This is a genomic window from Planosporangium mesophilum (assembly GCF_016863255.1).
In the GTDB taxonomy this organism is placed as follows: Bacteria; Actinomycetota; Actinomycetes; order Mycobacteriales; family Micromonosporaceae; genus Planosporangium; species Planosporangium mesophilum.
The window spans coordinates 1-22,270 of sequence record NZ_BOON01000052.1 but is presented as its reverse complement, the minus strand read 5'-3'; the positions used below and the strand labels follow the sequence as shown (position 1 = coordinate 22,270).

Below are 22,270 nucleotides of genomic sequence, written 5' to 3'. Positions count from 1 at the left end.
CCGCCGGGCGTGTGGGTCCGCCATGGTCCGGACGCCGGACCCGGCGGAGTTGGCGACAGCGTGTCGGACATGATGACGACTCGCGTTTGCGCCGGCCGACGACAATGCGATCCGTGGGTGAGATCGCGCGACGTGTCGTTGATGTGGTCGCCGGTACCGTCGGTGACACGGTCAATCCGGCGGTGACGGGGCTGCTGGCGACCGCAGCCGTGGTCACCCGAAATCCCGAACTGGCCGTGCTGTCCGTCCCCACCGGTGCCCTTGCCGGCGCGCTCACCGAGCAGGGCGTTCAGCTTGTCACGCAGACACTGCGCGACCGCGCCCACCGGGTCCAGCAGTTCGCCGACGCCGTCGAGGACGAGACGGGTCAGCCCATCGAGGACTTCGTGGCCGAGCACGTCACCGACGGCGCCAAACGGACCTTCCTCGGTGAGACGGTGGACGCCGTCACCGACGCGAAGACCGCGTGGAAGATCAAGGTACTGGCGCGGGTGTTCGTGCAGGGCGCCAAGGACGGTGACCTCATCGAGGAAACCGCGCTCTACGTCAACATCCTTCGCGACCTTGAGGCGGCCCACGCGCGATTCCTCGCAGCCATGAAGGCAGCTCCGGCTGACGGTCCGGGTCGCTCCTCGACCCTCAAGGCCATCATCGGTTGCGATGCGGGACTCGCGATCGCTGCGCCGATCCTCTATCGGCATCTCATTGAGCGGGGCATCGTCAAGAGTGACCACGAGAACATAGACGGGCCGTATCTCAGGCTGACCGATCTTGGATCGACGTGTGCCGACTGGCTGGAGAATCTCGGAGAGGAAGCGAACACGAGCGGCTGAAACACCCGCGCCTTGGGGGCGGGGTCCGGCGGCGGCGCAACGCCCGCGGGCGGGGTGACGCAACCCGGCCGGCGCCGCCAGCGGTGTTTCAGCCGATGTCGTGGGCGGTGAGGAGATGCCCCCCGCCGGGTGGCGGGTAGTCGGTCTGGTCGTCGGCGGCGCGGGGGGCATCTCATGCCGCCCGGCAGACGGCGCGAGCGGCGCGGGTGCAGGAGCGGTGATGGGTGGGCCAGCGGCGCGCAGCGCCGCCGGAATGGGCACGCCCGTCAGGGCGTACCGCCTGGCCGCGTCAGCGGCCCACATGACGGGATCGCAGAACAACGTCGGTACCCCTTCGGTCGAAGCGTGAGTGAGGGTGTACCGGTACGCCGGACGGGACCTGTACCGGTACGGGGCAACGAGCGGTGGAGCAAGGCACGGACCTGATGCCGTGCGCGGCAGCCTTGTCGGGGAGGCGCGGCCCCATGGAGTTGTCAAGGAACGAGGGGGAACGTCGGCCGGCGGCCCGGTAGCAGGGCGGCCGGTACCAGCCCGGTGCGCGTATCGCGTACCGGTGCGGTGGCCGGTGGTTAGGCCAGGGCGTGCCAGTACTGGTCGGCCAGGTCGTGCGCGCGGTTGAACCGGCGCCGACCGCCCCACAGGTCGAAATGGGCGGCGCTGGCAGTGCGGCGGGTCTGCTTGTCCGCGCCGTGGTATTTCACGTCGACCAGACGCATGTTCTCGGCGTGCTGGCGCTTGAGTGCGTCCATGCCGAGCCGGGCGAGGCCCTGCACGATGTAGACGCTCGGGTCCTCGGTGACGCCACGCGGGCGCTCGGTCGGCATGTCCGAGGCGCAGATGGCGAGCGCGACCTCTCCGTAGGTCAGCCCGTGGATCGCGTCGCGCAGCTGCGCGAGGTTTACCGACTGCGCCGGGGCCGTGGTGCTGACCTGGTAACCGTCGTCGTCGGGCATCCGGTCGGGCAGTGTCCGGCCGTTCTGCTCGGCCAGGCCGGCGCGGTCGGACTCCACCACGCCGTGCATGCAGTTGCGGCATCCGACCAGCGTGCCGAACCCGTCGCAGTCCGCGCACACGATCCAGATAGCGTCGTTGTGCATCTCCACGCACCGGGGCGACTCGCACCACCGGACCCCGCAGTACATGCACACCTGAGCGAAGTTCAGCCGAAGCGGCTTGAACAGGGACACTGTGGCGGTAGCCGTGACGGCGGTAGCCTTGACCTGCATCATTGTGTCCTTTCAGCGAGGGAGCTTGATGCACTGGCCTCGGCGGGGGTAGGAGCCCGCCGGGGCCGCTTGCTATGAGCTAGAGGCTAGGCGGCTAGCCGCTAGCTGTCTAGACGTATCTTCGGTAGCCGTGTAGCCGCTAGACTGTGCAGCCATGGCGACTCTTGAAGACCTTCAGAAGATGGCCGACCAGGTACGTGCAGCCAGCCAGGCGCTTGACGACCTGCGGCAGCGGCGCGACGACCTGATCCGGAAGGTGCGTCGATCGACTGAGCACACGGTGCCTGAGATCGCTGAGGCGGCGGGGGTCTCGCAGGCCACTGTCAAGACGGTGATTCGCGGCCTGCGCTGAACGGCAGCGACTCCGTGAGCCGCGTTCGTATCGGTTGCCATGCAACGAGAAAACCGCACCAGGGCAGACATTGACAGGTGTCACGTGGGTGATAGACGCATGTCCCTAGCCGTGTCACCAGCGGCCGATTCAAGGGATACTGATCGCATGGCGGAGACGGACGACGACCGTCCGCCGTGGGCGCGTCGCCTCAGGGCTGAGCGGCTGGCACGCGGATGGTCTCAGGCAAATGCTGTCGAGGTGCTGCGGTCGCATGCGCCGAGCAAGGACCTGCCAAGCAACGCCAGCCTTCTACGCAACTGGAAGCGTTGGGAGGCAGGCGAAGCGGAACCCGGTAACTACTTCGGGCCGTTGCTGGCAAAGACGTTCGGAACTGTGACCTCTGTACTCTTCCCGCCTGACAACCGCGCCGATGCCGACGCGGTGCTTCTCGCCGGCTCTGGTATGGACACGATGGAGTTGCTTGCCCAGCTCCGGGCTTCCGACGTGTCACCGAGCACTATCGAGGCCTTGCAGGTAACCGCTGAACGCCTGAGCTGTGAGTACTCGTATGTGCCATCGGAGCAACTGATCGAGGAAGGGCGCGACTGGCTACGCCGGATCATCGCCCTTCTCGCGCGGCGGCTCACCCTGGAGCAGCACCGAGAGGTGTTGTCGATCGCTGGCCAGGTCGCACTGTTGGTTGGCTGCGTGGAGTACGACATGGGCCAGCGTCAACCGGCGGAGGCTACCCGGCGCGCTGCACTTAGCCTCGGTACGGAGGCGGGAAACACTGAGGTCGTTGGTTGGGCGCACGAGATGCGGAGCTGGTACGCGCTGACGCAGGGGCAGTACCGGGCGGCAATCGCGGCGGCCCAAGCCGGTCTCGACAAGGTCGGTGATCGACACAGTGTCGCGGTGCAGCTTGCGGCGCACCAGGCGAAAGCATGGGCACGACTGCGTGATCGGCGACAAGTCGAGATTGCGCTCGACCGGGGTAGGGGAGTGCTGGAGTCGTTGCCGTACCCCGATAACCTTGATAACCACTTCGTCATCGACCCGTCGAAGTGGGACTTCTACACGATGGACTGCTACCGCCACGTGGGAGAAGACCGTCTCGCTGCCGCGTACGCGGAGGAAGTCATCCGGTCATCGACTGACCCCGATGGGACGGTCCGGAAGCCGATGCGCGTTGCGGAAGCTCACGTCACGCTCGGGATCGCGGCGGCCCGTCAGGGCGACCTTGAGGGGGCCATGATCGAGGGTCGCACGGCGCTTGCGGGCGTTCGCCGCTCGATTCCTTCGCTCGCCATGCACACTCGGGAACTGGCGGACGTTCTCGCGGAGCGGTTCCCCGGCGAGCCGGCCGTGAGCGAGTACATCGAGCAGCTTCGTGCACTGAAAGCGGCGTGAGGACTACCCGTTACCCTCGCCATGCCCAGATCTTGGCTCTGCGTGGCTCTCAGCGGGTTGGCCGTAGTCGGCACTCGGACCGATCTGCTTTGAGCGGCGCGGGTTGAGCAGCGACCGAGTCCCGTGGGCGCTGCTCACAGATTGCTCACACACGCGTTGGCAACGGATGGATCTAGGCGGCATTCGGTGACAACGCGGACAAGGCGTGACCTGCGTCAACACCCGTGGTTGGCCAACGATCGGCACTGGTTGGCAAGCGCAGTCGCACCCTACGGATCAGAAGGTTAGGGGTTCGAATCCCTTCGGGCGCACAGCAGGTCAGGGGCCATCTCGGGAAACCGGGGTGGCCCCTTTCGCGTCGGTGCAGCAGCGCAGTGCAGCAGCGCTCATGATCCGTCCAGGCTCTCGCCCAGCCGCTTGAGCGCATCCCGGGTCGCCGCGGAACTGACCTTGGCGTAGATCTCCATGGAGCGAACCGCAGGTACGCCGGGCGTCGTGGACCGTGATCCGCGGAACCTCGGCCCGCCTTCACCTGCGGCGCGCCGGCCGCCCGCGGCGGGCGCGCACACGAAGCGGCCCCGTGCCTCGACGGGGAAGTCCATCGAGTCACGGGGCCGATGCTCGTTCACGTCTGGCGTCGTCGGCGCGGCGACAATTCTGTTGGTCAGGAGCCGGACGGCGGAGGTCCGTCGCTCGGCCGGTTCACCTGAAAGGGCCAGACCGTGAGGTCGCCATGGGAGCACACCGTACCGACGTCGGCTTTCACGGTCAGCTGGCTGGTCTCGTCCGGCGGGATTACCTTGATCTCGTTCACGTGCCCGCCGCACAGCGGATTGGTGTTCGCCTCATCAGCTGATGGCGTGAAGGTCCAGACGACCAGTGTCCAGGCTGTGGCGCCTGGAGTAAGGGTCACCGACCGGGACGGCCGGTTCGTGGTGCGCACCACGTTGGTGGCCCGTGATTTGCCATCGGGTCCGACCAGTTGGACACCCGGGAAGCCGAAGATGACGCAGGTCTGGTCGCTGATGTTGGTCAGGCCGAGGTCAGCCTCGGCTTGGGCCCCGGCCTGACCGGGCCATTCGAATGGATGGAAGCTACCGCGCAGGTTGGAGGCGTGGCAGCGGCCCGGAACCGGGCTCGTGACGGACCCGGCGTTGGCTTGGCTACTTCCGGTAGACGAGGGCGCAGGGGTGGGTGTCTCGCTAGGAGCAGCTGTGGCCGTGGGAGGGGCTGTGGCCGTTGGGTTGGGGGGGATGGCGGGCAGGTTGGTGGCGGTGCGGTGCAGGCCGAGGGTGAAGCCGGTCGCCGCGATGGCGCCCACGGCGACCGCGGCCACCACGCCGACGGCAGCACGTTGGCGGGCACGACGTTGGTCGCCGCGTCGACGGATCAAAGACGATGCCCGCATGGGGCCGGCCTCCTCGGCTGCTTTGGCGATGTCGGTGAGCATGGTGGTGAACTGGTCAGGCATTGCTGCGCGCCTCCATCCCCGAGGTGCTGGTTGATTCGTCGGCGAACTCGGAGACTCTGCTGGCCAGGGCCTTGCGCGCGCGGGCCAGGCGGGTCTTGACCGTGTTGACCGGACTGCCGGCCTCCTGGCTGATCTCGTCGATGGACATGCCGACGTAGTAGTGCAGGACGATCACGCGGCGCTGGTCGGCGGGGATGCGGTGCAGCGCGTCGACCAGGGCGACGTGGTCGGGGGTTAGTCCGGGGACGTTGTCGGCCTGTCCGTGGCGGCGGTGGGCCAGTAGCCGGTTGGTCGCCTTGCGCCAGGTGCTGACGCTGATCCGGTACGCGGTGGTGCGCACCCACGCCTCCGGTGCTGCATGGCCGCTGACCTTGTCCCATTGCTGCCAGGCTCGGGCGTATGCCTCCGCGACCGCGTCCTCGGCCTCGGCCCGGCTGCCCGTCATCATGAACACCTGGCCGAGTACGCGCCTGGAGGTCGATGCGTAGAACGCATCGAAGTCTGCGGTCTCCCGCATCGATTCTCCCTCGAACACGGGCGGCCTCCTGCCGCCACCATGCATACGCCTGGGAGCGTCAGCAGGTTCCCCACCAGATTCCAAAACTTTTGGGAACCTTCGACGGCGGGGGACGGCCGGATATAAAACCGGCAATTCGCAGGCCCCGGGGTTGCACCGTCACGGCCGAACCGGGCCCACTCGCCGTCGCTCCACCCGCTGTCCACGGTAGAACGCCGCGCGTGGTGGTGGGATGGTGCGCGTGATGGAGCTCGACGGTAAAACCGTGTCCTCAGTGGACATCGCGGCGCTGGCGTTGCACAACTACGGGCACTTCACCTCGATGCGGGTCGAGGACCTGAGGGTACGAGGATTGGCGTGGCACCTGGAGCGACTGGTCCACGACTGCCGGGCGCTGTTCGCCGTCGACCTGGACGCCGACCGGGTACGCGCTCTCGTGCGGCGGGTGTGCCGGCGCGTACCGTCGCCGTCGGTCGTACGGGTGACGGTCTTCGCGCCGGGCCTCGATCTCGGCCGTCCGGCGGCGCCGGTTCGGCCACGGGTACTGGTAACCAGCCGCCCGGCTCCAGCCCCTGATCTTCCGCCGCTTCGGCTGGCCACCGCCGGGTATCGCCGGGACCTCCCGGAGGTCAAGCACGTCGGGCTGTTCGGGTCGGTGTACCAGCGCCGGGCGGCTCAACTGCGGGGCTTCGACGACGTTCTGTTCGTCCATCCCGACGGGCACATCACCGAGGGCGCGACCTGGAACGTTTGCTTCTTCGACGGGCGGCTGGTGTGGCCGCGATCGCCGTGCCTGCCGGGCGTCACGATGCGGCTGCTGAATGCGGCGCTCGGTGTCGGTGCCGGGCCGGCCGAGATCGAGCCGACCGAGGCTGTGCTCACCGCGGACGATGTCCCCGGGATGCGGGCCGCGTTCGTCACGAACGCCGCCGTGGGGGTCCGGCCGGTCGCCCGGGTCGACGAGGTCGTCTTCGCCGGGGAGCCGGCGGTACTCGAAACCCTGCGGCGGGCGTATGCCGGCATCGCCCTGGAGGAGATCTGACGCGTGAGCTGCGAATATCCTCGGCACAAAAGGGGCAATCAGAGTGGGTGAAGCGTGCACCTGACAGGGCGGTGATGGACACTCTCCACGACCTGGACGAGCTGGCCGTCCTCCTGGAACGCGCGGGTGGGGACGAGGACCTGTACGTGCGCTGGTCGAAGGGGCCGGACGTCGACCTGGCCGCCGACGACAGGCCCGAGCAGTCCAGCCGGGACTCCCTGACCGGGATCAGGCTGCCCGGGCTGTCGGCCAACCCGTTGCGGATGGAGCCGTGGTGGGGTGACCGCTCCATCCGGTTGTGGGTCGCCCGCCGGCTGTACGACTACAGCCACCTTCGCCAGCTGCGGGGCGTCGGCGTACGCCCCTGGGTGTTCGTCGGTGAGCAGTGCGGTCGTGGGCCGGACAACGAACCGTTGGTGATCTGTCACCGGCCGATCGCCTGGGTCTCCGACGCGGCGCTCAGGGAGTGCGAGCAGGCGGTACGGGAGCAGGGCTCGGACGAGTGGGGACCCCTGAACCGAGCCGACTAGCGCTGGGCGACCAGGGTTCTCCGGTACTCCTCCGGGAGCTGTGCCGTGGTGTCCTGGAACTCCTTCTCCCCGACCGCCTCGCGCAGTACGGAGATCACGGCTTGAGCGTGCCGGGTGGCCTCCTTCGTCTTGGAGATGCCCTCGCGCTGGGTGACCTGGTTGATGAACTCTTCCAGGGACAGCGGCAGTGCCACTCCCCGGCTGCGGGAGATGCCCCGGTCGAGGGCGGCGTGCAGTTCCCGGGGCAGGAACGGCCGCAGGTCGTTGACCTGGCCCGCCGTGACCCGCATGGCGAGCGCCTCGAGTACGGCCTCGGTGGCCTTGCGCGCACCCTCCCGGTCGAGCCCGGCCCGCACCGCCACGCGGTCGAGGAACTCGTCGAGCGACATCGGCCGGCCGAACCGTGGATCCCCCTCCGGCCCCGGTCGGGGTGGCGCCTGCAGCATGGCCACCTCGAGCAGCGGCTGGAAGTCCTTGGGCAGTTCCGAGCTCAGGTCCTTGTACTCCTTGGGCCCCACCGCCGTCCACGTCGCGGCGAGGACGGCGCGCGCCACCCGCTCGGCGGTCGGCCGGTCGGCGCCGCCCAGCCGGGCCGCGATCCGGTTGAGGAACTCGTCGAGGCCGAAGGTGGCGGTCGGGCCTTCACGGTGCAGGCACGGGCCCAGTTCGGATGGCAGCTTGCTCGCGAGGTCGGCCGCCTCGCCCTTGGAGATGCGCTGCGCCAGCGTGTTGAGCGTGAAGCAGGCCAGCGCCTGCGCCCGGTCATGCGGGATGCCACCCAGTTGCTCGACCGTGGTGATGAAGCCGGAATAGTCCATTGCTGGTCCTCCTGTCCGCCAGCGTTGTCCTTAGGTTCCAAGGTAGGCGTCCCGCGAGGGCCGGCCGCAGGCCACCGCTGGCCGACATATCGGCGACGGGTCGGTTGGCTGTCCATGATGGACAGTTGGGTGGCAACTCCTCCGCGTCCAGTACGTTCTTTGCACGATGACAGGCCCCCGCGGCGGGTGTTGGCTTGACGTCATGGCCGTTTCGTCTTCCGACAGTGGTGAGAGCATCGGGCGGTGGCGGGTTCCATCGCGCGACGACGGGTACGGACCGGCGCCCCCCGGCCGACCTATCGGCGGCGGTAGGCCCTATCGGGGTCGCCGCCGCCCGCCGGGCCAGCCCCGCTGGCCGTGGGTCACCCTGCTGGCCGGTGTGGTGCTCCTGCTGATCGCGGCCACCACCGCCGGCGGTGGCTTCTTCTACTACAAGAATCTGGAATCCGGGCTCCGGCGGGCGGACATGTTCGGCGGGGCCCGTGACGGTCGGCCGGCCAGGGGCGCCGACGGAGCGCAGAACATTCTGCTGCTGGGCAACGACTCCCGCGACTCGGACGACCCGAACCACACCCCCGAGCCGGGCGACTCCCACACCGACACGATCGTCCTGATGCACATCGATGCCGGGAACAAGAAGGCGTACCTGATCTCCGTGCCGCGTGACCTGTACGTGTACGTGCCGAGGAGCCCGGCCCACCCCGAGTTCGGTGACACCAGCGCGAAGATCAACGCGGCGTTCGCCTGGGGCGGCGTGCCGCTCGCGGTACAGGCGGTCGAGGACTATTCGGGGGTACGCATCGACCACGTGGTGATGGTCGACTTCGAGGGGTTCAAGAAGGTGACCGATGTCCTCGGCGGCGTCGACCTGGAGAACGACCAGGAGTTCACCTCGATCAACGAGCCGAAGTTCCGGCACTTCAAGAAGGGCCTCATCCACCTCGACGGGGCAGCGGCGCTGGACTACGTGCGCCAACGCCAGCAGTTCGCCGACGGTGACTTCACCCGGATGCGTCACCAGCAGATGTACCTGAGGGCGTTGCTGGACAAGGCGACCACCACCGACACGCTGGCCAACCCGCGCCGGCTCAACGCGTTCCTGAGGTCGGTGACCAAGACGCTCACGGTCGACCACGACTTCTCGCTGACGGGTGCCGCCCTGCGGCTGCGCAACCTGCGCGGCACCGACCTGACCTTTCTCGTCAGCCCGAACCTCGGGCCGGCGATGGTCGGTGAGGAGAGCGTCATGATGCCCGACAAGGCGAGGGCCAGGGCCCTGTTCGAGGCGGTCGCCAAGGACCGGGTCGGCGAGTGGCTGATCCGGGACGCGGCGTCCGACCGGAGCGGCGAGGACGCCCCGGACGCCGAGGCCGATCCGGACGCCTCGGTCGACCCGGACGGATCGGTCGATCCGGACGCCTGGGCCGCGGGGACGGACTACGAGTGATGCCCGGGTGCCCCGGGGCTCAGGCCGGGGCATCCCGCTGGTCGCGACGCAGCGGATGGTCCGGGGGTACCTCGATGAGCACGATCGGTACGCCGTCGGGATCGGAGATCCACGACTCGACGAGGCCCCACGGCTCGAGCCGCGGTGGGCGGGTCACCGTCACCCCGGCCGCGCGCAGGCGCTCGTACTCGGCGTGCACGTCACGTACCTGGAACCCGAGCTGGATCACCGAGCCGACGTCGCCGTCGGATCGCCCGGACACCTCGAGTAGTCCCTGGCCGAGGAAGAACACCACGCCGGGGTGGTCGGGCGGTCCGAACTCGCGGTAGACCGCCAGGCCGAGGGTCTCCCGGTAGAAGTACTGGGTACGGCGCAGGTCCGACGGTCGGAGCAGGATGCGGCTGGTGAGTACCTCCATATCCGGATCCTGCCCCATTGAGTCCGGCCCGAATGGCTGAGCGGGGCGCTCGGTGACATTCTGAAGAAGCCGACATCATTCTGGCGCTCCGGCTCAGAAGGCCCCTCCTCGGAGGTGAGCGGTGGCTGACCCTGTAACTCCGGGACGGCGCGCCACCGGCGGCCCGGCGCGTACCGGCTCGACGTGGCCGATCCTCGGACCCGCGCTGGTCGCCACGATCGGCGGGTTCCTGTTCGGGTACGACACGGGGGTGATCTCCGCCGCCCTGCTGTACCTGGCACCGGCCTTCCACCTCTCCGACACGCTGCAACAGGTGGTGGTCGCCGCGCTCCTGCTGGGGGCGATCGTGGGTGTCCTCGTGGCGGGCCCGCTCGTGGACCGGGTGGGTAGGCGCCGGGTGTTGATGGTCGCCGCGGCGGTGTTCGCCGCCGGGGCGCTGGCGTCGGCCTTCACGCCGAACGCCGCCGTCCTGATCGCGGCCCGGGTCTTCCTCGGCGGCGCCATCGGGACGGCGTCGCTGGTCGTACCGACCTACATCGCGGAGATGGCGCCGAGGTCGATCCGAGGTCGGCTGGTCTCGCTGCAGCAACTGATGATCACGGTGGGGATCTTCGTCTCGTACCTCGTCGGGTACGCCTTCGCCGGTAGCGGGGGTTGGCGATGGATGCTGGGCCTGGCGGCGGTGCCGGCCGTGGTCATGCTCGCCGGGCTGCTGGCGCTGGCCGAGAGCCCCCGCTGGCTGCTGGCCCACGGCCGCCCGGGCGAGGCGCGGGAGATCATGCTCCGGTCGCGGTCGGCCCGGGAGGCCGACGACGAGATCTCCGAGATCAGGAGCCTGCACGACGCGGAGCGCGGGCTGACCTTCCGTGACCTGCTCACACCCCAGATGCGGCCGGCGATCCTGCTCGGCGTCGCGGTGGCCGCGACCAACCAACTGGTGGGCGTCAACGCGATCATCTACTACACGCCGACGCTGCTCACCCGTACCGGGTTCGGGGCCTCGGCCGCGATCCTGTCGACGGTCGGAATCGGCCTGGTCAACATGATGGTGACCGTCGTCGCGCTGGCGCTGGTCGACCGGGTCGGCCGGCGGCCGCTGCTACTGGGCGGCACCGCCCTGATCGTCGTGGATCTGCTCGTCCTCGGCGGCCTCTACCTCCTGCCCGGCCGCAGCAGCCTGGTCAGCTGGCTCACCGTCGCCGCCCTGTGTGTCTACATCGCCGCCTTCGCGGCCAGCCTGGGCCTGGGTATCTGGCTGATCAACAGTGAGATCTTCCCGACCACGGTCCGCGGCAAGGCCGCGGGCTTCGGCACGGTGACCCACTGGGGGCTGGACTTCCTGATCTCGTTGACGGTTCTCACCACGATCAACCTGCTGACCGCCACCGGGCTGTTCTGGATGTACGCGGTCTTCGGCGCGCTCGGCCTCGGCTACCTCTACCGGCATCTGCCCGAGACGAAGGGGCGCAGCCTGGAGGACATCGAGGGATCGCTGCGGGGTCAGCGCCCCGACGTCGTCCGGCCCGCCCGGCCGCGACCGGCGTGACGGGCGTGACGGGCGTGACGGGCGTCCGCCGTGGCGTAGGCGTGTGCCCCGTCCGGACGGGGGGTAACAGTCCCGTATGCGGATGCGTTGGTCTCGCGGGTACGACCGCAGGTTCGGTGATCCCTATGCCTACGGCGGCTGGGGGAGGCGCCCACCCCGGTACCGGTCGGGCAACTCCTGCCTGCGGGACGCATGCCTGCTGGAGACCGGCTGCTGCATCGCGGAGTCCCTCGACGGCAACTGCCTGGTCGCCGGTCTGGTCCTGCTTCCCCAGTTCGTCGGTGCGATGACGTCCACCCTGCTGGCGGCGCCCGGGCGGGGTACGGATACCGGCCGGCGGGGTACGGCGACAGCGTCGGCCGAGGCCGGGCGCCGGCCGTCCCGTGCGGTGGCCGCGTTCGTAGGGGCCGTCCGGGTCTACCAGCGGGAGATCAGCGCCCATCGCCGTCCCTGCTGCCGGTTCACGCCCAGCTGCTCGGAGTACGCGGTGCGGGCGTTGCAGGCGCATGGCGTCCGGCGTGGCCTGTCGCTCGCGGCGCGGCGTCTGCTGCGCTGCCGGCCGGGCGGTGCGCGCGGGGCCGATCCGGTACCGGTGGTCGGCTCCGTCGCCTGACCTACCGGAGCCGCTGGGTGGACTTTCCGCCGCAGTCGGTGTCCGTGGCGTCCTGCGGCGCTCCTTCGTCGATGCGCTGGATGACCCGGTCGGCGATCGAGGCCAGGGTCTCCAGTTCATCCCCCGAGAGAAGGTCGATGAAGCAGCCCCGTACGGTCTCGACGTGACCGGGCGCGGCCGTCTCCATCGCGCGCCGTCCGGAGTCGGTGAGCTGGATGAAGGCGCCGCGGGCGTCGGTGGGGCACCCCTGGCGTGTTACCAGACCACGCCGCTCCATCCGGCCGACGTGGTGGGACAGTCGGCTCTTCTCCCAGTTGACCAGCCGGCCGAGATCGCGGGCGCGTAGCCGCTGGCCGGGGGCCTCCGACAGCGGTACCAGGATCTCGTAGTCGGCCGCGGACAGGCCGGCGTCGCGGGTGAGCTGCCGGTTGATGGCGCCGTCGAGCCGTCGGTGCATCGTGTAGAAGCCGCGCCAGGCGCGGGCTTCCCGCTCGTCGAGCCATCGGGGTTCTGCCACATGATCCACGATAGTCCGCGTCAGGTTGACGTGTCATCTTTTTGTGGCTAGGTTGATGTGTCAACAAGGTCAACCGAGTCTCCTGAGGAGCGGCCCACCATGTCCACGATCGACGCCCCCATCGCCATCGACGAGCTCACCGGCGAGTACCAGCTCGACGTCGCCCACAGCCGGCTCGGCTTCGTTGCCCGTCACGCGATGGTCACGAAGGTTCGTGGCGCGTTCAACGAGTTCGAGGGCTCTGCCCGGCTCGACTTCGCGGACCCGTCGAAGTCCAGCGCTCGCGTGACGATCAACGTTGCCAGCATCGACACCCGCAACGCCCAGCGCGACGAGCACCTGCGCACCAACGACTTCTTCGACGCGCCGAGCTTTCCGCAGATCACCTTCGTGGGTACCGGTGTGGAGCAGGTCGACGACGTGAACTACCGGCTCACCGGTGACCTGACGATCAAGGGTGTGACGAAGCCGGTCACGGTTGACTTCGAGTACAACGGTGCGGCCCGGGACCCGTTCGGCAACCTCCGCGTCGGCTTCGAGGGCTCTACCACCATCAACCGCAAGGACTGGGGTGTGAACTTCAACGCCCCGCTGGAGACGGGTGGCGTCCTCGTCTCGGAGAAGATCAACCTCGAGTTCGAGATCTCGGCGATCAAGGTGCAGTCCGCCTGAGCCAGGCGGCACCCGAGCACACTTTCGAGCGGGTGGACTCCCTCTGGGGGTCCACCCGCTTCGTGATCATGGGTTGTACGGACAGTGGTTTCGGCTGGGCTGTTCGGTTGATCTTTCCGCCGGCTGGTCGGTGGGACTTTTTGGACTTGGGTGATTTCTCCTTAATGATGCCGGTGGATGGGGTTGCGGCTGGCGGACTTGCTTTGGCAAGTTCCGATGGCATTCCCACCCCCTCCCGTAAGGACATCGAATGACGTATCGAGGGCTCGCGCGCCTTGCTGTCGCTGCCAGCGCGGTGATGGTCGGCGCGTTCGTGGCCGCCGGTCCGGCCGCGGCTACGGGCTCGACCGAGGAACCCCAGCCGGAAATCGGCGTCGCGGAGCTGAAGCTCCCCAACGACGGCCCCCTGCTCGCCAAGGACTTCGACACCAAGGGCTGCGAGGGCATCCCGGGTGGCGCCAAGGCCGGCACGGACGGCTGGGTGCTCAACCAGCCGGTGGAGGGCGTGACCGAGTACGGGTACATCCTCGGTCTGGTCAGCGCCGACCTGAAGCCGGTCGTCGTCGCCGTCGACAAGGACGGTGTCGTCGGCCTGGAGGTCGACGCGGCGGAACTGCAGAGCCTCAGGGCCGGCCGGCTGAGCAAGGAGCAGGCCAAGTCGCTCGCGAAGGCCACCGCGGGCGCAGAGCCGAGTGACGTCAAGGACGTTCCCGCTCCGGCCGGTGTGGCCGGTGGCGTGACCGACAAGGGTCTGGGTTGGCTGCAGACGCCGGCCGGCTGGCAGCTCGTCGGTGGCGCCCTGGTGTACAGCCCCGTGGTCAAGGGCGCGCCGACGGAGTTCACGCTGGCCCGCGTCTGCGACGCGCCGGCCAACCCGTCGCCGTCCACCGCCCCCGGTGCCGGTGGCGGTAGCGGTAGCGGTGAGCTGCCGTTGACCGGCGCCAACGTCCCGGTCGTGATCGGGATTGGCGTGCTGCTCGTCGGTGCCGGTGTGGCGCTGCTGGTCCTGCGCCGCCGCCGCGACACGAAGTTCGTCGCCTGACGGTTCAATGACGGAACCGGCCGGGCCACCTCAGGGTGCCCCGGCCGGTTCCGTCTTTTCCGGCCCCGTCAGATCTCCGCGAGCGTCTGCGGTACCCCGTCCACGATCTCGCGGGCGAGGAAACCGATCCGGCCGAACCGCGCGGCCAGTCGCTGTCCGCTCGCCGCGTGCGCGTACGCGCCCCAACAGGCGGCCTGTGCCGGGTCGGCGCCGCGCGACAGCAGTCCGGCCACGATTCCGGCGCGTACGTCCCCGCTGCCCGAGGTGCCCAGCCCGGCGTCGCCGCTCTCCTCGCGCCAGGTCCGTCCGTCGGGCGCGGCGATGTGGCCGAAGAGCGAGACCACCGCCCCGTACCGGTCGGCCAGGCTGGCGGCGGTACGGCCGAGGTCGTCGTCGGGCTCCCGGCCGAGCAGGAACTTCGCCTCGGTGAGGTTGGGCGTCAGGACTGCCGGGTACTCGCGCTCTGCCAGCAGGTCCGGGTCGTGGCTGAGGGCGCCCAGCGCGTACGCGTCCAGGACCAGCGCGGTGTCCGGACCGGCGGCGTCGAGCAGGGCGCGCAGCAGAGTGCCGGTCTCCTCGATGTTGTCCAGGCCGGGCCCGATCGCGATCGCCCGCGCGTTCCCGGCGAGCTCGGCCAGGCGCTCCGGCGGCCGGCCGGCGACCGAGCCCGCTTGCGTCTCCGGCAGCCCGATGACCAACGCCTCCGGTACCTGGATGCTCAGCGCCGCCGCGGTCGACTCGGCCACCGCGAGCTGCAGTACCCCAGCACCGGCGCGCAGCGCCGCCACGCCGGCGAGCAGTACCGCGCCGGGCGTGAAGCGGGAACCGCCGACGACCAGGACCGTCCCGCGCGCGCCCTTGTCGGCGGAGCGGCCGGGTACGGGCAGCGGCCACTCCCGCAGCAGCCGTGGAGTGATCACCGTCGGGTCAGACCGGTTCGGCATGCACCTCGTCCTCCCGTGTCGGCTGGGCACCCTCGCGTCGCAGGTGATCGACCTGGTTGAAGTCCACCAGTGACAGGTGGCCGTCCGGCCCGCGCCGCCAGGTGGTCAGCGAACAGTTGCCGATCGTGTTGTCGTGGGCGATCTCCAGCAGTTCCGCCTCGGTCAACTCCTCCACGAGATAGCGGAGCAGGAAGACCACCGCCTCGTGGCCCACCAGCAGAACGCGGCCACCCTCGTGGTCGCGTCGCAGGTCACCGAGCAGACTTCGCAGGCGCAGCGTCACGTCGGCCCAGGACTCCCCGCCGGGCGGCCGGTAGTAGAACTTGCCGAGCCGCTGCCTGCGGAGCGCCTCGGCCGGCAGCCGGGTACGCACGCCGTGGCTGGTCAGCAGGTCCAGGATGCCCAGTTCCCGGTCGCGCAGCCGTTCGTCGCGCGCCATCGGGAGGCCCAGCTCACCGACGGCGAGCTCGGCGGTCTGCACGGTCCGCAGGTACGGGGAGACGACCACCACGCTCGGACGCTGCCCCTCGGGCAGGTCGGCGAGCCAGCGGCCGACCGCATCGGCCTGCTCGCGTCCGGTCGGCGACAGCGGTACGTCGGCGTCCCGTTCCGGGATGTCGATCAGCTCGACCCCGCCGGTCTCGGCCCGCGCCGCGGCGACGTTGCCGGTGCTCTCGCCGTGCCGGACGATGCCGAGCCACTCCAGTTCCGCCATGTGTCGACCGGTACCCGCGTGAAGGCAGCCGGTAAACCGGCCACGATCTTGGAGGTCACCAGCGGTGGTGTACCTGCTCGGCGACCAGGTCCCGGTAGATCGCCTCAACCTCGTCGTGGACCTCCCGCGACAGCGGCGGCAGCGCGGCGGCGTCCGCGTTGGCCCGCGCCTGCCGGGAGTCCCGTGCGCCGGGGATGACCACGGAGACCGCCGGGTGGTCGATGATCCAGCGGAGCGCGAACTGGGCGGTCGTCGCGCCCGTCGGTACCAGCGGGGCGAGCCGGCGTACGGCCTCGAGACCGGTACCGAAGTCGACGCCCGAGAAGGTCTCGCCGACGTCGAACGCCTCGCCATGGCGGTTGAAGTTGCGGTGGTCGTTTTCGGCGAACCGGGTGTGCTCGTCGTACTTTCCCGACAGCAGGCCGCTGGCCAGCGGTACCCGGACGATGATGCCGACCCCGGCCTCCGCTGCTGCGGGGAAGACCTCCTCGAGCGGCTTGAGGCGCAGCGCGTTGAAGATGATCTGTACCGTCGCCAGGCCCGGCCGGGCGATCGCGGTCAACGCCTCCTGGCAGGTCTCCACGCTCACGCCGTACGCGGCGATCCGCTTCTCCTGCACCAGCGTGTCCAGCGCGTCGAAGACAGCGTCGGACGAGAACACGGGAGTCGGCGGGCAGTGCAACTGCACCAGGTCCAGCGTGTCGACGCCCAGGTTCTCGCGCGAGCGGTCGGTCCACGCACGGAAGTTGTCGAGGGTGTAATTCGCGGGGTCTTGCGCCATCCGGCGGCCCATCTTGGTGGCGACCGTGGCGTTCGAACCGGCCGGCGAGCGCAGGAACTGGCCGATGATCCGCTCACTGCGTCCGTCGCCGTACACGTCGGCGGTGTCGAAGAAGTTCACCCCGGCGTCGGCCGCCTCCAGCAGTACGTCCAGGGCGTCGCCCTCGTGGACCTCGCCCCAGTCCGCGCCGAGCTGCCAGGTACCCAGGCCCACCACGCCGACCGGCTTGCCGGTACGGCCAAGAATCCGCTGCTCCATGGCGTCGAGCGTAGCCAGTCTGCGGGAGCCACCGGATCGGCGGTGGCTGTTGTGCCGCCGGTCGCCGCGCATTACCGGTTCGTCGCCTGACGGATGAAAGAGAGTGCCCTCCCGTCCGGGCGGGAGGGCACTCTCCGGTGGTTGATCGATCAGCAGGGGCCGTTGCAGGCCAGGACCTTCAGCCGGTCCAGGGTTCCGTTCCACACGTTCTGGTCACCGGGGAAGGTGCCCGACGACGCGTACTGCCAGAAGGAGTAGGCGCCCCAGCCCGCCGGCAGCGTGCCGACGGTGCTCGAGTACCGGGCGATCCACAGGGGATTGTTGGCGGCGAACTGCGACGTATTGCCGGTGCAGGTGGTCCACCAGTCGGTGGTGGTGTAGATGGTGGCCCACCGGCCGGTGCGGGCGTAGTACTGGTTGACGAACGACGCGATCCAACTGCGCATGCTGGCCTGGGAGAGGCCGTAGCAGGTGGCGCCGTACGGGTTGTACTCGATGTCGAGCGCGCCCGGGAGGGTCTTGCCGTCCTTGGACCAGCCGCCGCCGTGGTCGACGAAGTAGTTGGCCTGGGTGGCGCCGGTGGAGCGGTCGGGCAGTGCGAAGTGGTACGCGCCGCGGATCATGCCGACGTTGTAGGAGCCGTTGTACTGCTGGGCGAAGGACGGGCTGGTGTAGCCGGTGCCCTCGGTGGCCTTCACGTAGGCGAACCGCGCCCCGTTGTTCCAGGCGGCCTGCCAGTTCACGTTGCCCTGGTGGCCGGAGACGTCCATGCCGGGCAGGCCGGCGGGGGCGGCAGCGGCGGCGGTCGGGTTGAGGATGGCGAGCGCGGCAGCGGTGGCAGCCATGGACAGGCCGGCCAGCAGGCGACGTCCCCACCGGCGCGGGGAGGCGGGTGAGCCCGGCGTCGGTCGTGTCATCGGTCCCTCCGGGGGTGATAGATGGATGCCGATGAGCTTGGTCGTCTGCCGTGCGCCGCGCAAGGGTAAGGGATTAACGATTTTGAGTGAATCAATGTCAAAAATTCACATGGCGGGTACCTGGTAGGGGATCTGGTAGGGATCACCCGTTCGCCGGCTACCTCCGCTCGTGAACGTCGTTGGCGGCCCGCACCGCGGCGGCGCTGGCGGCGTCGCCCCGGGCCTCCAGCCCGTCGATGACCCCCTCGATGTCGGCTCGGGGCCGGTTCTGGCTCAGCTTGAGCTTGGCCTCGATCCGGCTGATGACCAGTTCGACGCCGACGATCGCCCGCAACTGCCCGGCGATGAACGCGGGCGGCGCGTCGTCGACCGACCACGGCCGCGCGGTCGCCGCCTCATGCCGGTCGGTGAGCCGGCGGACCAGCGAGTCCAGCCAGTCGGGGTCGTCGTGGACGACCAACCGGCCGTACACGTGGGCGGTCACGTAGTTCCAGGTGGGTACCGTCCGGCCGTGCTCCGACTTGGACGCGTACCAGGAGGGTGACACGTACGCGTCCGGGCCGCGGACGATGACCATGGCCTCGCCGAGGACCGGCTGCCGCCACTGGTCGTTGTTTCGGGCGACGTGGCCCAGCAGCGCCCCGTGCTCGCCGACCTCGGCGTCGTACACGAAGGGCAGCAGTGTCGCGATCAGTCCACTCGGCGTCGCGGTGACCAGGTCCGCCGCGCCGTGATTGGCTAGCAGGCCCCGTACCGCCGCGTCGTCGGCCGCGAAGTGAGTGGGAACGTACATCTGGCCACCTCGTTCCGGTATCGGTGCTGGTGACAGCAGTATGCGGAGGCCGGGCGCGGCGGCCGTGCCCGGGCCCTGGCCATCGATTACCGGCGATCGGGCGGGCAGCGGGCCGGGGCCGCTGCCGTTATGCTCCCGGCGAGCATGACAGGGCGTTCCGGCCTTCAGGGCTCGCCGGCGGGGGCGGCTGGTCTTGTCCCGACGCAACCCTTCCCGGCCTGCGCTACGTCTTCACAGGGGACCATGTTGCCGCGGCTCATGGTCACAGATGTCCCCGAAACGGTTAGGCAGTTGATGGGGGAACCGGTGCGAAGGCAACTCCTGCTCCACCTGAGCGTGCTCGCGGTGATCGTCGCGACGGCCACCGCGTGCGACTCGTCCGGGCCGAAGGCCGGTACCCCGGATCTCGAAGCCCGAGGCGCGACGATGACCACCGCCAAGCCGAGCCGCCAGGATCTGTCGAACCGGGTGAGCCTGTCGGGCAAGGTCACCATGAACCCGGTCTTCGGGCTGGTCGCCCCGGTCGGCGGCGAGGTGCGGTACTTCGACGTCAGCCCCGCGCAGTCCACACCCACCAGGCCGACCAGGGTGGCCACCATCTGGGCCAACGGCAAGGCCAACGCGGTGGAGGTGCCGGCGGGTGCCACCTTCGCGGGCCGGCTGGTGCCCGACCGGTCCACCGTCACCGCCGGGATGCCCGTCGTCTCGGCGACGCTCGCCGGTTACGGCATCGTCGCCGATATCGACGCGGCGCAGGCGTACAAGCTCTCGGACGCGCTCCCCTCGGTGCAGGTGCAGATCAAGAACGGTCCGGGCCCCTTCGCCTGCACGGTGCGCGGCACGATAGCGGCGCTGCCGGCCGGGATCATTCCGGATCCGCCGAAGCCGGCGGCCACCCCCAGCGGGCCACCCAACGGGGCACCGGGCAAGGCGCCGGCGATCAACGAGGCGGTACCGGGACGTGAAGGGGCCACGCCGTCCGAGCCGACCGGCATGCGCCTGGTGTGCACCCCACCCGCCGACGTGAAGTTGATCAACGGCGCCGCCGCCACCGTGGAGGTGGTGACGGAGACGGCCACGAACGCGCTCGTGGTGCCGGTCGAGGCCGTCGCCGGTACGCAGGGCAAGGGCAAGGTCGACGTGGTCAGGCCGGACCGTTCCCGCGAGACCAGGGACGTGGTGCTCGGGCTGAGCGACGGCAAGGTCGTGGAGATCAAGTCGGGGCTGACCGGCGACGAGACGCTCGCGGTACCCGGCCCGAACATCCCACCGGCCAAGGAGGGCAACACCGGACCGACCCCTTCGGAGCCCAAATGACGCCGCTGATCCAGCTCGACGCCGTTACCAAGACGCTCAAGGGTCAGGGCCGGCCGCGCGACATCCTGTGCGGCGTGGACCTGACCGTCCGCGCCGGCGAGAGCGTGGCCGTCCTCGGCCGCTCGGGCTCCGGCAAGAGCACGCTGCTCAGCCTGATCGGCCTGTTCGACCGGCCGGACGGCGGCCGGTACCTGCTGAACGGCCGCGACATCACCCGGCTGCCGGAACGCCGGGCGGCCGCCCTCCGCAGCGCCGAGTTCGGCTTCGTCTTCCAGCGGTTCTTCCTGCTCAAGCAACTCACCGCGGCGCAGAACGTGGCGATGGCCCTGGTCAACGGCCAGGGCTGGCTACCCCGCCGCAAGCGCCGGGTGAAGGTGCTGGCCGCGCTGGACCAGGTCGGGATCGCCCACCTCGCCAAGCAGAAGCCGCCGAAGCTGTCCGGCGGTGAGCAGCAGCGGGTCGCCATCGCGAGGGCACTGGTACGCGAGCCGCGGGTGCTGCTGGCCGACGAGCCGACCGGGGCGCTCGACACCGAGACCGGCAACCTGGTGATCGGGGCCCTGTACGCGGCCACCGAGCGGGGGTGTGGCCTGATCCTGGTCACCCACGACCGCGACCACGCCGGCCGGATGGGGCGGGTCCTCCAGCTCACCGACGGCGTCCTCACCCCGGCTACCGCGAGGGCCGGCGTGTGATCCGACTGTCCGGACGACTCCGTTCCTCCCTGATCATCGGCGTACAGGGCATCAGGGCCCGCAAGCTGCGCACCCTGCTGTCCATGGTCAGCCTGTTCCTCGGCGTACAGGCGGTCGTGGTGGTCCAGACCGGCGCCTCGCTCGCCGAGCGTTCCCTGCTGTCGGAGTCCGAACTGCATCAGGGCAAGGACGGGACGCTGCTGATGTACCTGCCGTCCCGCGCGGACACGATCCCGGTCGCCCTCGACACGCTGCGGGGCCGGTCGGACGCGGTCGCCGTCACGAGTACCAGGGCGGTCATCGGCGAGCCCGGGGTGAGCCCGGTGAACCCCGGTGGAAATCCGTTCGACGGCACCGACCGGTATGGCGGCGGCTACGGCGTCATCTGCGACAACAGCGGCTGCCGCAGCATCAACGGTCCGGCCGACAGCCAGGCGCCCCCCGGCGCGGCGATCGAGCTGCAACTGATCGGGCTGACCGGGGACGTGCGGCAGTTCCGGCCGTACCGGCTGGAGTCCGGGCGCTGGCTGGACTTCTCGTCGGCGCCGTCGCTGTCACCCCAGATCGTGATCAACAAGCAGGCGGCCAAGGGCTTCGCCCGGCACCGGGTGCCCGCCGAGATGCGCATCGACGGCGCGACCGCCGACCCGACGCCGCGGATCATCGGCGTGGTCGACGACGGCGGATACCAGCCGGCCGCGTACGTGCGTACCGAGGAGCTGCTCAACTGGCTGCCGCAGGCGGCCCTCGGCTCGGGGGACGGCGGCGGTCTGCAACTGCTGCTGTCGCCCTCGGCCACCGCGGTCGAACAGACGCTGCGCGCCCGGCTGCTGGCCGGCGGCGCGCGCGCCGAAGAGATCCACGCCGAGCCGGTCAACGCCAGGGAAAGGGCGGCGAGGGAACTGGCGATCATGCGGTGGGTCTTCCTCGGGATGGCGAGCCTCGTCCTGCTCATCGGTGTCGCGGGGATCCTCAACGTCGGACTCGCGACCGTCGGCGAACGCATCGAGGAGTTCGCGCTGCGCCGAGCGGTGGGCACCCCGAGGTCGCTGCTGGCCGGGATCGTGCTCGCCGAGACGCTGCTGACGGGCCTGTTCACGGCCGCGGCTGCGATCGGCTTCGGCGCGGCGGGACTGAAGGTGCTCAGTGCGGTGCTCGGCGACCGGGAGACGTTCCTCGCCAACGTCGAGTTTCCCTGGCAGGCCGGGGTGGCGGGGGTCATCGCCGGGCTGGTGGCGGGCATACTCGGCGGTTTCGTTCCGGCGGTACGGGCTGCCCGCATCCCCATCGCCACGGTGATGCGCGCCTGAGTTGCCGAGCGATCCCGGCTCCGGCGGTACGTTCCGGTTACCCGGGGTAGCGGGCCGGTATGACCGAGGGAAAGTTCATACCGGGAAACCAGACCGCGAACACC

The 22,270-nt window shown here is 69.7% G+C and carries 24 protein-coding genes; 13 read left to right on the top strand and 11 right to left on the bottom strand.

Translation table 11 applies throughout. The annotated features are described in order from the left end of the window. Nucleotides 1-113: 113 nt before the first annotated feature. Complete coding sequence (locus Pme01_RS25135) at nt 114-833, top strand: hypothetical protein (protein ID WP_168113934.1); 720 nt, start codon at nt 114-116, stop codon at nt 831-833. Between the two features lie 569 nt (nt 834-1,402). On the opposite strand, the gene Pme01_RS25130 is transcribed toward Pme01_RS25135, so the two are convergent. After that, the gene (locus tag Pme01_RS25130; RefSeq protein ID WP_168113935.1) at nt 1,403-2,059 is read right to left on the bottom strand and encodes a hypothetical protein; all 657 of its coding nucleotides are present in this window, start codon (nt 2,057-2,059) and stop codon (nt 1,403-1,405) included. 154 nt (nt 2,060-2,213) lie between these two features. Between Pme01_RS25130 and Pme01_RS25125 the strand changes: the two genes are divergently transcribed. Both Pme01_RS25125 and Pme01_RS25120 read left to right on the top strand, forming a co-directional pair. Then, a complete protein-coding gene (locus Pme01_RS25125; RefSeq protein ID WP_168113936.1) occupies nt 2,214-2,411 on the top strand; it encodes a hypothetical protein in 198 nt (65 codons plus the stop codon). 147 nt (nt 2,412-2,558) lie between these two features. After that, on the top strand, nt 2,559-3,803 hold the full coding sequence (locus Pme01_RS25120) for an NsdA family TPR-like regulatory protein (RefSeq protein WP_239088451.1): 1,245 nt from the start codon (nt 2,559-2,561) through the stop codon (nt 3,801-3,803). Nucleotides 3,804-4,467: 664 nt separating this feature from the next. Here Pme01_RS25120 and Pme01_RS25115 read toward each other — a convergent pair. Further along, nucleotides 4,468-5,274, bottom strand: a complete 807-nt coding sequence (locus tag Pme01_RS25115; RefSeq protein WP_168113937.1) for a DUF4232 domain-containing protein — start codon at nt 5,272-5,274, stop codon at nt 4,468-4,470. Then, the gene (locus Pme01_RS25110) at nt 5,267-5,791 is read right to left on the bottom strand and encodes a sigma-70 family RNA polymerase sigma factor (protein WP_168113938.1); all 525 of its coding nucleotides are present in this window, start codon (nt 5,789-5,791) and stop codon (nt 5,267-5,269) included. The genes Pme01_RS25115 and Pme01_RS25110 overlap by 8 nt, the downstream gene beginning before the upstream one ends. Before the next feature lie 232 nt (nt 5,792-6,023). Between Pme01_RS25110 and Pme01_RS25105 the strand changes: the two genes are divergently transcribed. Next, nucleotides 6,024-6,833: an aminotransferase class IV gene (locus tag Pme01_RS25105; protein ID WP_308441112.1), complete on the top strand. Its 810-nt coding sequence runs from the start codon at nt 6,024-6,026 to the stop codon at nt 6,831-6,833. 74 nt (nt 6,834-6,907) lie between these two features. Further along, nucleotides 6,908-7,363: a DUF6098 family protein gene (locus Pme01_RS25100; protein ID WP_168113940.1), complete on the top strand. Its 456-nt coding sequence runs from the start codon at nt 6,908-6,910 to the stop codon at nt 7,361-7,363. Here Pme01_RS25100 and Pme01_RS25095 read toward each other — a convergent pair. Next, nucleotides 7,360-8,181 carry a DUF2267 domain-containing protein gene (locus tag Pme01_RS25095; RefSeq protein WP_168113941.1) on the bottom strand — a complete coding sequence of 274 codons (822 nt, stop codon included), beginning with the start codon at nt 8,179-8,181 and terminating at the stop codon, nt 7,360-7,362. The two genes, Pme01_RS25100 and Pme01_RS25095, sit on opposite strands and share 4 nt — an antisense overlap. Nucleotides 8,182-8,383: 202 nt before the next feature. Here Pme01_RS25095 and Pme01_RS25090 point away from each other — a divergent pair, with 202 nt between their 5' ends. Continuing rightward, nucleotides 8,384-9,628 (top strand): LCP family protein, encoded by a 1,245-nt coding sequence (locus tag Pme01_RS25090; protein WP_239088450.1) that lies wholly within the window; start codon nt 8,384-8,386, stop codon nt 9,626-9,628. A 19-nt stretch (nt 9,629-9,647) separates the two neighbouring features. On the opposite strand, the gene Pme01_RS25085 is transcribed toward Pme01_RS25090, so the two are convergent. Then, nucleotides 9,648-10,046: a VOC family protein gene (locus Pme01_RS25085; RefSeq protein WP_168113942.1), complete on the bottom strand. Its 399-nt coding sequence runs from the start codon at nt 10,044-10,046 to the stop codon at nt 9,648-9,650. 121 nt (nt 10,047-10,167) lie between these two features. Here Pme01_RS25085 and Pme01_RS25080 point away from each other — a divergent pair, with 121 nt between their 5' ends. Next, a complete protein-coding gene (locus Pme01_RS25080) occupies nt 10,168-11,592 on the top strand; it encodes a sugar porter family MFS transporter (protein ID WP_203935855.1) in 1,425 nt (474 codons plus the stop codon). Nucleotides 11,593-11,674: 82 nt separating this feature from the next. Beyond that, entirely contained in the window at nt 11,675-12,205 is a 531-nt protein-coding gene (gene yidD, locus Pme01_RS25075) for a membrane protein insertion efficiency factor YidD (RefSeq protein ID WP_168113943.1), read from the top strand. A gap of 1 nt (nt 12,206) precedes the next feature. Here yidD and Pme01_RS25070 read toward each other — a convergent pair whose 3' ends face one another. Continuing rightward, entirely contained in the window at nt 12,207-12,722 is a 516-nt protein-coding gene (locus Pme01_RS25070; RefSeq protein WP_203935854.1) for a MarR family winged helix-turn-helix transcriptional regulator, read from the bottom strand. Between the two features lie 99 nt (nt 12,723-12,821). Between Pme01_RS25070 and Pme01_RS25065 the strand changes: the two genes are divergently transcribed. Further along, nucleotides 12,822-13,394, top strand: a complete 573-nt coding sequence (locus Pme01_RS25065) for a YceI family protein (RefSeq protein ID WP_168113944.1) — start codon at nt 12,822-12,824, stop codon at nt 13,392-13,394. A gap of 250 nt (nt 13,395-13,644) precedes the next feature. After that, on the top strand, nt 13,645-14,436 hold the full coding sequence (locus Pme01_RS25060) for an LAVTG motif-containing sortase-dependent surface protein (RefSeq protein ID WP_168113945.1): 792 nt from the start codon (nt 13,645-13,647) through the stop codon (nt 14,434-14,436). 68 nt (nt 14,437-14,504) lie between these two features. On the opposite strand, the gene Pme01_RS25055 is transcribed toward Pme01_RS25060, so the two are convergent. The 5 genes from Pme01_RS25055 to Pme01_RS25035 form a co-directional block, all read right to left on the bottom strand. Beyond that, nucleotides 14,505-15,380 carry an NAD(P)H-hydrate dehydratase gene (locus Pme01_RS25055; protein ID WP_168113946.1) on the bottom strand — a complete coding sequence of 292 codons (876 nt, stop codon included), beginning with the start codon at nt 15,378-15,380 and terminating at the stop codon, nt 14,505-14,507. Next, the gene (locus Pme01_RS25050; protein ID WP_168113947.1) at nt 15,364-16,095 is read right to left on the bottom strand and encodes a histidine phosphatase family protein; all 732 of its coding nucleotides are present in this window, start codon (nt 16,093-16,095) and stop codon (nt 15,364-15,366) included. The genes Pme01_RS25055 and Pme01_RS25050 overlap by 17 nt, the downstream gene beginning before the upstream one ends. A 55-nt stretch (nt 16,096-16,150) precedes the next feature. After that, entirely contained in the window at nt 16,151-17,134 is a 984-nt protein-coding gene (locus Pme01_RS25045) for an aldo/keto reductase (protein WP_168113948.1), read from the bottom strand. A gap of 149 nt (nt 17,135-17,283) precedes the next feature. After that, nucleotides 17,284-17,979, bottom strand: a complete 696-nt coding sequence (locus Pme01_RS25040) for a lysozyme (protein ID WP_168114104.1) — start codon at nt 17,977-17,979, stop codon at nt 17,284-17,286. A gap of 229 nt (nt 17,980-18,208) precedes the next feature. Continuing rightward, a complete protein-coding gene (locus Pme01_RS25035; protein ID WP_168113949.1) occupies nt 18,209-18,844 on the bottom strand; it encodes an FMN-binding negative transcriptional regulator in 636 nt (211 codons plus the stop codon). 306 nt (nt 18,845-19,150) lie between these two features. Here Pme01_RS25035 and Pme01_RS25030 point away from each other — a divergent pair, with 306 nt between their 5' ends. The 3 genes from Pme01_RS25030 to Pme01_RS25020 are packed head-to-tail and all read left to right on the top strand — an operon-like array spanning nt 19,151 to nt 22,166. Next, complete coding sequence (locus Pme01_RS25030; protein ID WP_168113950.1) at nt 19,151-20,161, top strand: efflux RND transporter periplasmic adaptor subunit; 1,011 nt, start codon at nt 19,151-19,153, stop codon at nt 20,159-20,161. Further along, nucleotides 20,158-20,856 (top strand): ABC transporter ATP-binding protein, encoded by a 699-nt coding sequence (locus Pme01_RS25025; protein WP_168113951.1) that lies wholly within the window; start codon nt 20,158-20,160, stop codon nt 20,854-20,856. The genes Pme01_RS25030 and Pme01_RS25025 overlap by 4 nt, the downstream gene beginning before the upstream one ends. Further along, nucleotides 20,853-22,166 (top strand): ABC transporter permease, encoded by a 1,314-nt coding sequence (locus Pme01_RS25020; protein WP_168113952.1) that lies wholly within the window; start codon nt 20,853-20,855, stop codon nt 22,164-22,166. Before Pme01_RS25025 ends, Pme01_RS25020 begins: the two co-directional genes overlap by 4 nt. Nucleotides 22,167-22,270 lie beyond the last annotated feature (104 nt).